Annotated in this window: 11 protein-coding genes; 4 read left to right on the plus strand and 7 right to left on the minus strand. The window is 74.7% G+C overall.

The window, feature by feature from the left end:
• Window positions 1-16: 16 nt before the first annotated feature.
• The 4 genes from ACFWUY_RS06685 to ACFWUY_RS06700 form a co-directional block, all read right to left on the minus strand.
• Entirely contained in the window at window positions 17-493 is a 477-nt protein-coding gene (locus tag ACFWUY_RS06685) for an NUDIX domain-containing protein (RefSeq protein WP_384102776.1), read from the minus strand.
• A gap of 67 nt (window positions 494-560) precedes the next feature.
• On the minus strand, window positions 561-1,766 hold the full coding sequence (locus ACFWUY_RS06690) for an FAD-dependent oxidoreductase (RefSeq protein WP_384102778.1): 1,206 nt from the start codon (window positions 1,764-1,766) through the stop codon (window positions 561-563).
• Window positions 1,763-3,181, minus strand: a complete 1,419-nt coding sequence (locus ACFWUY_RS06695; RefSeq protein WP_384102780.1) for an FAD-dependent oxidoreductase — start codon at window positions 3,179-3,181, stop codon at window positions 1,763-1,765. Before ACFWUY_RS06695 ends, ACFWUY_RS06690 begins: the two co-directional genes overlap by 4 nt.
• The gene (locus tag ACFWUY_RS06700; protein WP_384102782.1) at window positions 3,178-4,770 is read right to left on the minus strand and encodes an FGGY family carbohydrate kinase; all 1,593 of its coding nucleotides are present in this window, start codon (window positions 4,768-4,770) and stop codon (window positions 3,178-3,180) included. The genes ACFWUY_RS06695 and ACFWUY_RS06700 overlap by 4 nt, the downstream gene beginning before the upstream one ends.
• 303 nt (window positions 4,771-5,073) lie before the next feature.
• Between ACFWUY_RS06700 and ACFWUY_RS06705 the strand changes: the two genes are divergently transcribed.
• Complete coding sequence (locus tag ACFWUY_RS06705; protein WP_384102784.1) at window positions 5,074-6,087, plus strand: hypothetical protein; 1,014 nt, start codon at window positions 5,074-5,076, stop codon at window positions 6,085-6,087.
• 107 nt (window positions 6,088-6,194) lie between these two features.
• Window positions 6,195-7,730: an amino acid permease gene (locus tag ACFWUY_RS06710; protein WP_384102786.1), complete on the plus strand. Its 1,536-nt coding sequence runs from the start codon at window positions 6,195-6,197 to the stop codon at window positions 7,728-7,730.
• Window positions 7,731-7,833: 103 nt separating this feature from the next.
• Here the strand turns inward: ACFWUY_RS06710 and ACFWUY_RS06715 are convergent, their stop codons facing one another.
• Window positions 7,834-8,583 carry a GntR family transcriptional regulator gene (locus ACFWUY_RS06715; protein ID WP_384102788.1) on the minus strand — a complete coding sequence of 250 codons (750 nt, stop codon included), beginning with the start codon at window positions 8,581-8,583 and terminating at the stop codon, window positions 7,834-7,836.
• Window positions 8,584-8,768: 185 nt separating this feature from the next.
• Between ACFWUY_RS06715 and ACFWUY_RS06720 the strand changes: the two genes are divergently transcribed.
• Entirely contained in the window at window positions 8,769-10,109 is a 1,341-nt protein-coding gene (locus ACFWUY_RS06720) for a DUF2252 domain-containing protein (RefSeq protein ID WP_384102790.1), read from the plus strand.
• A gap of 332 nt (window positions 10,110-10,441) precedes the next feature.
• Here ACFWUY_RS06720 and ACFWUY_RS06725 read toward each other — a convergent pair whose 3' ends face one another.
• Window positions 10,442-11,833 (minus strand): NAD(P)/FAD-dependent oxidoreductase, encoded by a 1,392-nt coding sequence (locus tag ACFWUY_RS06725; protein WP_384102792.1) that lies wholly within the window; start codon window positions 11,831-11,833, stop codon window positions 10,442-10,444.
• Window positions 11,834-12,118: 285 nt separating this feature from the next.
• Between ACFWUY_RS06725 and ACFWUY_RS06730 the strand changes: the two genes are divergently transcribed.
• Entirely contained in the window at window positions 12,119-12,505 is a 387-nt protein-coding gene (locus ACFWUY_RS06730; RefSeq protein ID WP_384102794.1) for an ATP-binding protein, read from the plus strand.
• 51 nt (window positions 12,506-12,556) lie between these two features.
• Here ACFWUY_RS06730 and ACFWUY_RS06735 read toward each other — a convergent pair whose 3' ends face one another.
• Window positions 12,557-13,093: a PadR family transcriptional regulator gene (locus tag ACFWUY_RS06735; RefSeq protein WP_384102796.1), complete on the minus strand. Its 537-nt coding sequence runs from the start codon at window positions 13,091-13,093 to the stop codon at window positions 12,557-12,559.
• Window positions 13,094-13,119: the final 26 nt, after the last annotated feature.

Consider the following 13,119-nt stretch of genomic DNA (forward strand, 5'->3'; position numbering starts at 1 on the left):
GGTCTGACAATCCTGCTCAGCCCCGGCCGTCGAGCAGGGCCACGAGCCGTTCGAGGAAGATCCGCTGCCCCGCGACGAGCAGGGGAGCGGCCACCTCGGGGGTGAACCAGCCCACCCGGTCGATCTCGGGGAACTCGGCCCGGACGCCGGACCGGGGCGGCCATTCCATGGTGAAGGTGCCGGGCACGACCCCTGCCGGGTCCAGAGTGCCCTCGACGGCCCAGATGGTGACGAGCTTTCCGTTGCGCTGCCGGGACTCGCCGAGGTCGAGCCACTCGCCCTCGGGGGCCGGGAGCCCCAGTTCCTCCAGGAACTCGCGGCGCGCCGCGGCCTCCGGAGCCTCGTCCGGCTCGTACTCCCCCTTGGGGATCGACCAGGCCGCCTGCTCGTGGGACGACCAGAAGGGCCCGCCCATATGGCCGATGAGGACCTCGACGCCGCCGTCCGTCGTACGGCGGAAGACGAGAAGACCCGCGCTGCGCTTGTCCGGCATGCGGTCCAGTGTCGCCGAACGGTCCCGTCGCCGCAGCGGCGCGCGCCCCGGTCCCGTGCGCCCCGTCTCACTCCTCCGCGCTGATCACCACCGGTCCGCCTTCGAGGTCGAAGCCGCTCGTCCAGTGCGGCGGGAGCCGCACCGAACGCCGGGGAGCGAGCGTGCCGCTCAGCCGTTCCCGCCGCAGCGGGGTCCCGTCCTGGGTGACGGTCAGGACGGGACGTACGAGCGGACGCTCCGGCCGGACGAGCAGCGGGACGGCGTCGGGGCCGAGGAGGCTTGGCGTCACCCACCGCAGCGGCCCCTCCGTCACCACCGGCACCCCGGTCACGGGCCAGGGACCACCGCCGAGCCGGCGCAGTACGGCCTCGGCCACGGCCCGGCCCTCCGCGGCGGCCACCTGCGCCGGTTCCACCCCGCGCAGCAGGTTGCCGACCGCGAAGACGCCCGGCTCCGCGGTGCGGAAGGCGCCGTCCGTCGCCGGCCCCCGGGTGCCCGGGGCGAGCGGCAGCCCGCGGGCGCGGGCGAGTTCGTGGTCGGGGATCCAGTCGCCGGTGAAGACCACGGTGTCGCACCGCAGCGTGCCCGTACGGCCGTCCCCGCCCCGGACGCGGACCCCGGTCAGCCGGCCGCGTCCGAGCAGCTCGGTCACGACCGCTCCGGCCACCACGGGGACGGGCCCGAACGAGGCCCTTCCCCGGGGGACTTCGGTCACGACCGCGACCACGTCCACCCCGGCCGCGCGCAGCGTCCGCACGGAGGCGCGGGCCACGGGATCGCCGCCGACGACCACCGCGCGCCGCCCGACGCGCTCCCGCCGCGCGCCGAAGCGGAGCACCGTCCGCTGGAGTTCGCCCGTGGTCAGCACCCCGGCGGGCCGTGACCCCGGTACGAGCCGGGCGCTGCGGGGCCGTTCCCGCGCCCCGGTCGCGAGGACCACCGCGCGGGCCCTGACCCGTTCGAGGCCGGTCGGGGCGGTGACGTCGAGGGTGAGCGGTCCGGCCCAGCCGGTGGCCGACACGCCGGTACGGACGGTGGCTCCGGCCCGCAGCGCCGCCCGTACCGCACGCCGCGCGTAGGCCGGGCCGTCGAGGGGGCGGCCCAGGGCGTCCGCGCCGAATCCGGTACGGGCGCAGTGCCGGGGGACCCCGCCCGCGGTCCCCTCCCGCTCCAGGACCTCGACGCGGCCCGCGCCGGCCGCCGCGAGCCGGGCGGCCGCGGCGAGCCCGGCGGGTCCCGCGCCGACCACGAGGACGTCGACCGTACGGTTCACCGGGCGCCCTTCCCGTACTCCTCGAACAACGCCCGTACCTCGGCGCCGCAGTCATGGCCCTGGCAGCGGCCGCCACGCGCGCGCGTGCGCCGCCGCAGCCCGTCGAGGCCACCCGGCGGGATCGTCGAGGCGAGCGCGGCCCGGATCTCGCCGCGGGTGACCCGCTCGCAGTGGCAGACGATCGAGCCGAAGTCGGGCTCCCGGGCGATGAGCCGGGCGTCCCGGTACGGACGGGTGAAGGCCTCGCCGAGGTTCGGCATCCGGAGCCGGGCGAGCGGCCGTTCGGGGCCCGGGTCGAGCCCGCAGTCGGCGAGCAGCCCGCGCACGTGCTCGGCGATGGCGAGGGAGGCGGTGAGCCCGGTGGAGCGGATCCCGCCCACCGTCACGTACCGCAGTTCCGGGTGGGCGGCGATCCGGTAGTCCTCCTGCCCGGTGGCGGCGCGCAGCCCCGCGTAGACGGCCGTGACCTCCTCGTCGAGGAGTGCCGGGAGGATCCGGCCGCCCTGCTCGCGCAGGCCGGCGAGCCCCTCCGCCGTCGTGCCGGTGTCCGTCTTGTCGTCCAGGTCCTCGGCGGTGGGCCCGAGCATCACGTTCCCGTACACCGTCGGCGCGATGAGCACCCCCTTGCCGAGGGGGCCGGGTACGGGCAGCAGGATGTGCCGGACCAGGTCACGGGCGAACTTGTCGAAGACGAGCAGCTGGCCCCGGCGCGGGGTGACGGTGAAGTCCTCGCGGCCGAGCAGCGCGTCGAAGGCGTCGGCGTGGAGCCCGCAGGCGTTGACGAGGTGACGGGTCCGCAGCACCCCGCGCCGGGTCACGAGCCGGTGGTACGGATCGCCCGGACGCACCTGCTCCACCCGGCAGTCCAGGTGCAGGTCCACTCCGGAACGGACGGCCTGGGTGGCGTACGCGAGGGTGGTCGTCCACGGGCAGATCACCGACTCGCCCGGCACGTCGAGCGCGGCGAGCGCTCCCCGGCCCAGGTGCGGTTCCCTCGCGCGGAGTTCGGCGGCGGAGAGCAGCCGGGTCGTGCGGTGTCCGTTGCGCCCGGCCTTCTCCGCGAGGCGGGGGAGGGCGGCGCGCTGCTGCTCGTCCCAGGCGACGAGCAGGGCGCCGAGCGGCTCCACGGGGATGCCGGTCTCCCGCGCGTACGCCGAGAGCAGTCGGTGGCCGTCCCGGACGAGCCGCGACTCCAGGGTGCCGGGCACGGCGTCGAAACCGGTGTGCAGGATCGCCGTGTTGGCCTTCGACGTACCGTCGCCGACGTCGTTCGCGGCCTCCACGAGCGCGACCCGCAGGGGGTGGCGGGCCAGCGTGCGGGCGATGGCGGCGCCGACGACCCCCGCGCCGACGACCACGACGTCGTAGGCCGCGTCGTCGCCCAGGGGGAGGGGGCCCGTGCGGGTGACGCTCATACGGTGCCGGTGCCGGTGCCGGAGCCGAAGTGGGTGCCGGTGCCGGTGCCTGTACCGGTGTCCGAGCCCGAGCCGGTGCCGGAACCCGCTCCCGAGCCGTCGCCGCCCGCGAGGGCACCGGGACTCGCCCCCGCGAGGGCACCGGGACCCGCCCCCGCGCGGTCCACCAGTGCCGTCACCTCCGCACGGAACCGGGCGAGGCGTGCCGCCGCCTCGTCGCCCGAGATCCTCGGCTCGTACACCGCCGAGGGCTTCCACTCCGGCACGGCCGCGCGGAGCGTGAGCCCCGGGTCGTGTCCGAGCCGGGCAGCCGCCCCCACGCCCAGTGCCGTCGCGTCGGGCGACGAGGAGACCTCCACCGGGAGTTGGAGCAGGTCCGCCTGGGTCTGCATGAGCAGCGCGGACCGGGTGAGCCCGCCGTCGGCGCGCAGCGAGGTCAGGGGGGCGCCCCGGTCGGCGGCGACGGCCGAGGCGAGCTCGACGACCTGCGCGGCGATGCCCTCGCACAGGGCGCGCACCAGATGGCCCGGGGTGGTGTCCAGACCGAGGCCGGTGAGCGAGCCCCGTACGTCGCCCCGCCACCACGGCGCGGCGAGCCCCGCGAGCGCGGGGACGAAGGTGACCCCGCCGGTGTCCGGCACCCCGCCGCCGACCGGGTCGATCTCCGCCGCCCCGGCGATGACGCCGAGGTCGGTGAGCCAGCGCACGGCCGAGGCGACCGTGTACACCTGGCCGTCCAGGCAGTGGGTGACCTGTCCGCCGAGCCGCCAGGCGACACAGCCGACCAGACCGGAGGAGGCGCGCCGGGGCTCCGGACCGGTCCGGGCGAGGAGGAAGGCGCCCGTGCCGTACGTGCACTTGGCGGCGGCCGGATCGTCGGCGCTCTGGGCGAGCAGCGCCGCCTGCTGGTCCACCAGGAGGCCGGTGAGCGGCAGCGGCGGACCGAAGGCGTGCGTGGTGCCGACGGGCGTGTCGCAGTCGACGATCCGGGGGAGTCGCTCGCCGCCGAGGCCGTACAGGTCGAGGGCGGTCTCCGACCAGGCGACGGTGTCGAGGTCGAGGAGCCCGGTCCGCCCCGCGGTCGCCGCGTCGGTGACGAAGGCGCCGGTGAGCCGGTGGACGAGCCAGGCGTCGCTGGTGGTGACGACGCCGGCGCCGGTGGCGTGGCGACGGATCCAGGCCATCTTGGGCGCGGCGAAATAGGGGTCGACCGGGAGCCCCGTGAGCTGCCGGAGCCGGTCCGCGTGAGGGGCGAGTCCGGCGCAGACGCCAGCCGCCCTGCGGTCCTGCCACACCAGGGCGTCGGTGAGCGGTTCGCCGGTGGCGGGGTCCCAGGCGAGGACGGTCTCCCCCTGGTTGGCGAGGCCCACGGCCACGACCGCTGTGCCCGCGTCGGCGAGCGCGGCCCGCCCCGCGGCGACCACGGAGTCGTACAGCTCACGCGGGTCGGCCTCGACCAGGCCGCCCGGCAGGTAGCGGGGCCGTACCGGGGCCGCACCGCTGCCGATGACTCCGCGTTCGGGGCAGAGGACGAGGGCCTTGGTGCCCGAGGTGCCCTGGTCGACGGCGAGTACCGGGCCGCCCGTCATCGTGCTGCTCCTGTCCCTGGACCGTTCCGTGATCGGCCGATCACCGAAAGGGGTCAGGGTGCCGTCGCCGCGGCCTTCCGTCAAGCCTCGGCGGAAGACCCCGTCAGGTCCGCCGGTCGTACCTGACAGTAAGTCAAATTCAGTCGCTGGCCTGATAGTTACGGTCGAAAAAGAAAGTGGACCGGTCGCGTCCAGCGCCCTCTATAGTGATCGCCGATCAACGGCCGGGACGCCCGCCGGGGGACTGACCACCCCCTCCATCGACCGAGGACCCATGTCATCCACACCACGCTCCACCCCCTGATGTCCGGACACGGCTTCCGGCCCGTCTACCACCCCGCGGGCCATGACCACGCCCTGCGCAACGCCGTCCAGGACTTACGCACCGGCCGCTGGGTGGCGATGGCCCGGCTCCTCGGCGAGACGACCGGCTGGGACAGCTGGACCCGGCGCACCCAGGTCCTCGCCGCCGTCGCCGCCGGCACCGACGTCGTCCACATCTGGCGCGCCGAGCAGCCCGGCAGCCCCGCCGCCACCGTGATGCACTGCCGCGTCACGGTCGAACGTGCCGTACGCGCCCACCGCGCCGGCCACGCCCGCACCCGCGAACTCCGGCAGGAGGCGTGGGCCGCCTGCCGCGAGGCCGCCGACCTCGCGCCCACCGACCCCGTGCCCTGGGTGGCCTTGATCGCCCTCGCCGCCCTCGACGAACAGCAGCGCACGGCCGAGCACCGGCTCCCCCCGCCGGCCCCCATGCTGCCGCCCGGCCCCTGGGGCCTGCTCGCCGAGGCGGAGAAGCGCGACCCGTACAACCGCGAAGCCCACCACCGCATGCTGCAGTTCCTCTACGCCCGCCACTCCGGTCCGCTCGCGGAGGCCGTCGACCACGCCCGCCGCCCCGGCCCCCTCTCCGAGGCCGTCAACTACGCCCACTGGGCGGCCTCCTCGGCACCCGTCGGCTCCGCCCTGCACGCCCTCCCGCTCTACGTGCGCGTCGAACGCTACCGACGCGAGCGCGGCCACGAGCGCGCCCTCGACCTGCACTGGGTCGCCGAGGACGCCGTACGCGACGCCCGGAACGCCCTCGACGACTGGTTCCTGTTCTGCGCCACCGACGAGGCCTCCCTGCTCGACCTCAACCACCTGGCGCACGCCCTCTTCGGGGCCCTCCGCTTCACCGACGCGGCCCGGGTCTTCGAGTCGCTCGGCCCGTACTACACGACGCTGCCGTGGGCGTACCGGACTCCCCGCCCGGACGACCGCGTGCTGGCCGAAGAGGTCTTCCTGCGCGCCCGCGCCCGCTGTCTCGGCGGCTGACGCCCCGGCGCGCGCCCCCGGCTCCCCCGTGCCGCTCCCGCGCCCTGTCCCGCCCCGCCCCGCTTCTCTCCACCCGTTCCCGTTCGCTCCCGTCCCCGGAGGAACCCATGTCCCGCACGACCGCCCCCACCGACGCGATACGCAAGCCACCCCCCGCCGTCCAGGACGAGGAGGCACGGCTGAGAGAGCTCGGCTACCAGCCCGTCCTCGCCCGCCGCATGGGAGGCTTCGGCAACTTCGCGATCAGCTTCTCGGTCATCTCCGTCCTCTCCGGCTGCATGACCCTCTACGGCTTCGGCATGAGCACCGGCGGTCCCGCCGTCATGCTGTGGGGCTGGGCGGGCGTCGGCCTCTTCGTGCTGTGCGTGGGTCTCGCCCTCGCCGAGGTCACCAGCGCCTACCCGACCTCCGGCGCCCTCTACTACATGGCGGACCGGCTCGGCGGGCGCCGCTGGGGCTGGTACACCGGCTGGCTGAACCTGCTCGGTCTGCTCGGCGCGATCGCCGGCATCGACTACGGGGCCGCCCTCTTCACCGGGGCCTTCCTCAACCTCCAGTGGGGCTTCGAGCCCACCGCCGGATCCACCTTCCTGATCTTCCTCGCGATCCTGCTGCTCCACGCCGTCCTGAACCTCTTCGGCGTCCGTCTGGTCAGCGTGCTCAACTCGATCAGCGTCTGGTGGCACCTGGCGGGCGTGGCGGTCATCGTGGGCGCCCTCGCGTTCGTCCCGGACCGGCACCGGTCCGTCGAGTTCGTGTTCACCGAGTTCGTCAACGACACCGGCTGGACCAACCCGTTCTACGTCGCCGCGATCGGCCTGCTCCTCGCCCAGTACACCTTCTCCGGCTACGACGCCTCGGCCCACCTCTCCGAGGAGACCTCCAACGCCTCCGTCTCCGCCGCCAAGGGCATCGTGCGGGCCATCTGGGTCTCCTGGATCGCCGGATTCGCCCTGCTCGCCGGGCTGAGCTTCGCCATCCAGGACTACGCCGCCACACAGAACAGCGCCACCGGCGTCCCACCCGCCCAGATCCTCCTGGACGCGCTCGGCTCCGGCGGCGCCGCCGCCCTGCTCCTCGTGGTGATCGTCGCCCAGCTCTTCTGCGGCAACGCCGAGGTGGCCGCGGCCAGCCGCATGGTCTTCGCCTTCAGCCGCGACAACGCCCTGCCCGGCTCGGCGCTCTGGCGGAAGGTCAGCGCCCGCACGCAGACGCCGGTCCCGGCCGTCTGGCTCGCGGTGGCGGTCGCCGCGCTGCTCGCCGTGCCCTCGCTGTACTCCGCCACCGCCTACGGCGCGGTCACCGCGATCAACGTCATCGGCATCACGCCCGCCTACGCCATCCCCATCTACCTGCGGCTGCGCGCCGGGAACCGCTTCACCCCCGGCCCGTGGAGCCTGGGCCGCTGGAGCAAGCCGATCGGCTGGACCGCCGTCGTCTGGGTGGCGATCGTCACCGTGCTGTTCTGCCTGCCGCAGAAGGCCCCGGTGACGATCGACACCATGAACTACGCGGTGATCGCGCTCGTCGTCGTCCTCGTCCTGGCCAGCGTCTGGTGGTACGTCGCCCGCCGCTCGTACGGCACGCCGACGGCGTACGGCACGGCCCGCGAGGAGGCGGAGATCGCCGAGGGCATCGTCTGACGGCGGGACCCGCCCCTCACCCCGTCCCGGCCCCGGGCGCGTCCCGGCACCGGTACGGGTGAGGAAGGGCACCGGTCCCGGGCGGCGCCTCCCCGTGCCGCTCTCAGGCGCTGAACTCGTAGGTCCAGGCCGCTGCCCGGGCCGAGAAGTCGATGTCCGTGATCTCCAGGGCGTGCCCGTGCTGGTCGCTCACCACCCGGTGGACGACCAGCCGGGCCGCCCCGCCCCCGGCCGTCGTGGTCGGGCCGGGCGGCACGCCGACCGACTCCCGGTGGGTGATCCGCAGCCCCGCCTGGTGCATCCAGTGGTAGAGCAGCCGCAGATCCGGCTGCCGGTGGCCGTCCCGGTCCCGCCGGTACCGGGAGAGCTGGGGGATCTCGGTGAGCGCCGGCCGGGAGAACCACGACACCGCCCGCTGGAGCGCCCCGCCGTGCGGTCCGAGCACGACGTGCCGGTGTACGAGCGTCGGCTCGCCCGGGGCGAGCAGGAGCCGCGCCGTCAGCGGGGTGGGCGGCGGCTCCCAGGCCAGCGAGGCCCGCACCAGTGCCCCGGCCGCGCGGGGTCCGCCGGGGAACGTCGGACGGCGGGCCGTCAGGGCCGGGGCGACGGGCTCGCCCCCGGCGGCCGCGAAGGTGCCGCGCCGGTCGGTGACCACGAGCCTCTCGTCCCGCAGGAGCTGGAGCGCGCTGCGTACGGTCTGACGGTTGACGTGGTACCGCTGGGACAGGGATCGTTCCGAGGGGAGCCGGGTGCCGGGGGAGATGCGCCGGTGGGCGAGATCCTCGCGCAGCGCGGCGGCGACCCGGAGATAGAGCGGCGTGTCCGCCGCCGCCTCGGAATCGGGCTCGGCCATGATCAGACCCTCTCTTCGCTCAGCGTGACCGCATGGGTCGTACGGGTGACCCATTCCTATCATTGGTCTAAACCATTTAGCCAGTGCGGTCCGGAAGAGTGGCCGAAACGAACGCCGCCCCTTGTAATGAGGTACCAGGTGACGGGGGACGAGACCGCGGCGACGGAAGAGGCGGGTGAGGCCGGATGACGACACCGTCGGAGCGCGCCGCACGGGGAAGGGCGGCCCGCAAGCGCGTACCCCGCTCCTCCCACGGCCGCTGGATACCCAGTTCCCAGCGCCCCCACCCGATCGACGTCCTCGAACGCCAGGCCCGGGACCGCCTGCCCGACCTCGTCCCCCTCCGGTACGGCCGGATGGCGGCCTCCCCCTTCGCCTTCCTCCGCGGCGCCGCGGCCGTCATGGCCGCCGACCTCGCCGCCCAGCCCCACACCGGACTCACCGTCCAGCTCTGCGGCGACGCCCACCTCCTCAACTTCGGTGTCTACGCCTCACCCGAACGGACGCTTCTCTTCGACGTGAACGACTTCGACGAGACGCTCCCCGGCCCCTTCGAATGGGACGTGAAACGGCTCGCCGCCAGCGTCGCCGTCGCCGCCCTCCAGAACGGCAGCACCAAGCCCAAGGCCCACCGGGCGGCCCTCGTGGCCACCGAGTCGTACCGGACGACGGTGCGCCGCCTCGCCGGCCTCGGTGAGCTCGCCGTCTGGTACGAGCGGATCGCCGCCGACGACCTCGTCCCCCTCGTGCACCGCGACGAACGCGCCCGGGTCAGGAACCGGCTCGCCCGCGCCCGCCGCCGCACCAGCCTCCAGGCCCTCACCAAGCTCACCGAGGCCGACGCGAGCGGAGTCCGGCACCTGGTCAACGACCCGCCGCTCCTCGAACGGACCACGGACATCGACCGGGTCACGTTCGGCAAGGTCTTCAGCGACTACCGCAGCTCGCTCGCCGAGGAACGCCGGGTCCTCCTCGACCGCTACCGCTTCCGCGACGCCGCCCGCAAGGCCGGCGGGGTCGGCAGCGTCGGCACCCGCTGCTTCGTCCTCCTCCTCGAAGGCCGGGACGAGAAGGACCCGCTCATCCTCCAGATCAAGGAGGCCGGCCCGTCCGTCCTCGAGCCGTACCTGCCGCCGAGCGCGTACAGCCACCAGGGACGCCGTGTCGTCTGCGGCCAGCGTCTCATCCAGGCGGCGAGCGACATCTTCCTCGGCTGGATGACCGGCCCCGAGGAACGCCACTTCTACTGGCGCCAGCTGCGCGACATGCAGGGCTCCGCCGAGGTGGAGACCATGACCCCCGCCATGCTGCGGAACTACGCGCGGTTCTGCGGCAGGGCCCTGGCTCGCGCCCACGCCCGCTCCGGCGACCGCATCGCCATCGCGGCCTACCTCGGCGGCTCGGACGTCTTCGACCGCGGTGTCGCCGACTTCGCCCTCGCCTACGCGGGCCAGAACGCCGACGACTACGCGGCACTCGGCGCGGCCGTCGCCGCGGGCATGGTGGCCGCGGCCCCGGGTGCCTGAGAGGCAGACCCGGGCGCCCGGGCTCCTGGGCGTCCGAGAGGCCCGGGCGCCTGAGGGACCTGGGGCGCCTGAGCCCTCGAAGGACCCGCCGGCCCAGCCGGAGAGCTCTCCGCGATGCCCGCCGAGTCCCCGGGGCCCCACCGGCCGGGCCGAAGGGTCCTCCGCGGTGCCCGCCCGAGCCCCCTCGGGGACCCTTCGGCCGGGGCCAAGGGTCCTCCGCGGTGCTCACCCGGTGACCACTGCCCCGGACGCCGTTCCGGGGCGCAGGGCATGCCCGGCGCCCCGGCCCTGATCCGCCGGACGCGCCCGGCGCGCCCTACGCCCCCTACGCCCTACGCGTCCCGGCGCAGCGGCGGTTCCGCCGGAGTCTCGGCGACCGGTCCGAACAGCACCGCCCGCGCCACCGCGGGCGCGAAGAGACTGGTCAGCGGGGCGGTCAGGTGCAGCGCCGCACGGAACGGCGCTCCCACGACCGGATCACCCGCCGCCCGCGCCTGCACCCGGCCCAGGTACCAGCCGACCGCCTTGTCCAGCGGCCCCGGGCGCGCCGCGTCACCGATCACACCGGGCATCTTCTTGTCGGCGCCCGCCGAGATGTCCCAGGCCTGCCGGGAGGCGCCGAGCAGCGCACGCTGCACCTGCCGGGTGGTCGGCGTGCGCCTGGGGTCGGCGAGCGCCCGGCGCAGCGCCACGGCGCTGAGCGCGGCGACCGCCATCCCCTGCCCGTAGATCGGGTTGAACGCGCACAGCGCGTCGCCGGTGGCGAGGAACCCGGCCGGACGGCGGCCCGGACGGTCGTACCGGCGCCGGACGTTGGCCGTCCTGCGGAACCCGTACACCGGGGACTCCGGCTCGGCCCGCGCGAGCCAGTCGCTGAGCACCGGGTGCGGCAGCCGCTTCGCGTACTCCTCGAACGCGGTCTCGGCGGTGGGCGGTTCGTCGCCCCTCAGTCCCGAGAAGGTCACCAGGTGGCGCCCGTCGCCCAGCGGCAGCACGACACCGCCGTACACCTGGGCCGGATTGGGCACGATGTAGTAGCCGGTCGTGTCCGCCTCCGGGTCCCCGGCCGGAGCGCGGTAGACCCGGGTGCTGTACGCGAGACCGGTGTCGAGGGTCTCCTCGTGCGGGGCCTCCGCGCCGATGTCCGCCAGCCAGTCGGCGGCCTTCGTGGACCGCCCCGAGGCGTCCACGACGAGATCGGCCGCGAGCGTACGCGGCTGCTTCTCGGCCCCCGCGCCGCGCTCCCGCAGCCGTACGCCCCGGACGCGCGACGAGTCGCCGGTCAGCCCCACCGTCTCCGTGCCCTCGACCAGCTCGATGCGCGGGTCGGCGAGCACCCGCTGCCGCACCAGCCACTCCAGCTGGGCACGCGGACCGCTGTAGAAGCAGGTGGTCGCGGGCGTCCGGTGGAACCACCGGCCGTTCTGCCACTGGATCATGTCCTCGGGAACGCCCACCTCGGGCGCCCCGAGCTCGCGCAGCTCCGTCATGAACCCCGGGAGCAGCTCGTCGAGCGCCTGTTGCCCGCCCGCGATCAGCACGTGCAGATGCCGGCCCTGCGGCACGCCCGGCCGGGCCTCGGGCCCGTCCGGGAGGCGGTCGCGCTCGACGACCGTCACCTTCTCCGCGTGCTCGGCCAGCACTCGTGCGGCAAGCAGCCCAGCGAGACTTCCCCCGATGACCACCGCGTGACGTGTCGCGCGGCGCCCCAAGTCGTCGGCCATACCCGCCCTTTCACTCGTGGAACTCCGACCGCCCAGTATCCACGCCGGTACGCGCCCCGTCGTGCCTCGTCACCCCGGCGGCGGCCACGGCCGCACAGTTTCGGCCTACCGGCCACGGCACGCGCCTCCCGGCACGTCGCCCGCGGGCCTCGCTCCGGCTCGTCCGACTCTCCGTACGGCGTCCGTCACGCGGAAGAGGCCCCGGGGCGAATGGATTCCGGGCATCCGGGCAGAGGCCGGGACCGAGGCTGTCCAGAACCGAGGAGGGAAGGGGGAACGAACGTGATGGCAGTCTCCCGGCACCACGACCTCAAGGGCCCGGGGGCCGCCGCCCGAGCACGACAGGAGGTGCACCGCCTCGCCGGTGACGCCCTGCGCGCCGGGCACCCACTGCCACCGGCCGTCGAGAACGACGCGGTCCTCGTCGTCAGCGAACTGGTCACCAACGCCATCCGCTACGCCGACGGCGAGTGCACCCTCGACCTCGCCCTGGAAGGGGACGGCATCGGCATCGACGTCCACGACCACAACCCCGAACCACCGCGGCCGAAGGAAGCCGACCCGGGCCGGGAGGGCGGGTTCGGCCTGGGCATCGTCTTCCGCCTCGTCGACAGCCTGACCGTCCGCCGCGACCCCGACGGCAAGACCGTCCACGCGCACCTGGACCACTGAGGGGTGTCGTGGACGGCTCGGCGCGGACGGGGCCGGAACGGGGCCCGGACGTCACTCGGTACCGAGTTCCGCCAGCGCGTCCGTCAGCCATTCCACCCAGAAGCGCTCCATGTCGATCCCGCCCCGCAGTACGAGATGGCGCAGCCGGTCCGGCTCCGACCGGCGCCGTTCCGCGGGGAAGTCCCGCGTCTCGATCGCCAGGTACTCCACCAGCTGCTCCTGGTGCAGGGCGAGGTGGCGGGACAGCTCGGCGCGGAGGCCCGCCGCGCCGACCACGGCGGCCGCCCGCATCCGCAGCAGGAGGGCGGCCCGCAGCGGCTTCGGGTCCTCGGACCTGGCGACCCAGCCGCCGAGCTCGGCGCGGCCCGCGGGCAGCACCTCGTACTCCTTCCGCTGCCCCCGCACCGGAACCGGGGCGGGCAGGGCGCGGATGTGCCCCGCCTGCTCCAGCTTTCCCAGCTCGCGGTAGATCTGCTGGTGCGTGGCCGACCAGAAATAGCCGATCGACTTGTCGAAACGGCGCGTCAGTTCGAGACCGGAGGACGGCTTCTCGAGCAGCGCGGTCAGGATCGCGTGCGGGAGTGACATGCACGCATCCTAGAAGTGGCCGGCCA

This window comes from Streptomyces sp. NPDC058664 (assembly GCF_042716635.1).
Classification (GTDB): domain Bacteria; phylum Actinomycetota; class Actinomycetes; order Streptomycetales; family Streptomycetaceae; genus Streptomyces.

Coding starts and splice junctions, on each gene's coding strand:
- ACFWUY_RS06725 (WP_384102792.1), bottom strand. CDS start 11,833: ATGGCCGACGACTTGGGGCGCCGCGCGACACGTCACGCGGTGGTCATC.
- ACFWUY_RS06710 (WP_384102786.1), top strand. CDS start 6,195: ATGTCCCGCACGACCGCCCCCACCGACGCGATACGCAAGCCACCCCCC.
- ACFWUY_RS06685 (WP_384102776.1), bottom strand. CDS start 493: ATGCCGGACAAGCGCAGCGCGGGTCTTCTCGTCTTCCGCCGTACGACG.
- ACFWUY_RS06735 (WP_384102796.1), bottom strand. CDS start 13,093: ATGTCACTCCCGCACGCGATCCTGACCGCGCTGCTCGAGAAGCCGTCC.
- ACFWUY_RS06715 (WP_384102788.1), bottom strand. CDS start 8,583: ATGGCCGAGCCCGATTCCGAGGCGGCGGCGGACACGCCGCTCTATCTC.
- ACFWUY_RS06720 (WP_384102790.1), top strand. CDS start 8,769: ATGACGACACCGTCGGAGCGCGCCGCACGGGGAAGGGCGGCCCGCAAG.
- ACFWUY_RS06705 (WP_384102784.1), top strand. CDS start 5,074: ATGTCCGGACACGGCTTCCGGCCCGTCTACCACCCCGCGGGCCATGAC.
- ACFWUY_RS06730 (WP_384102794.1), top strand. CDS start 12,119: ATGGCAGTCTCCCGGCACCACGACCTCAAGGGCCCGGGGGCCGCCGCC.
- ACFWUY_RS06700 (WP_384102782.1), bottom strand. CDS start 4,770: ATGACGGGCGGCCCGGTACTCGCCGTCGACCAGGGCACCTCGGGCACC.
- ACFWUY_RS06695 (WP_384102780.1), bottom strand. CDS start 3,181: ATGAGCGTCACCCGCACGGGCCCCCTCCCCCTGGGCGACGACGCGGCC.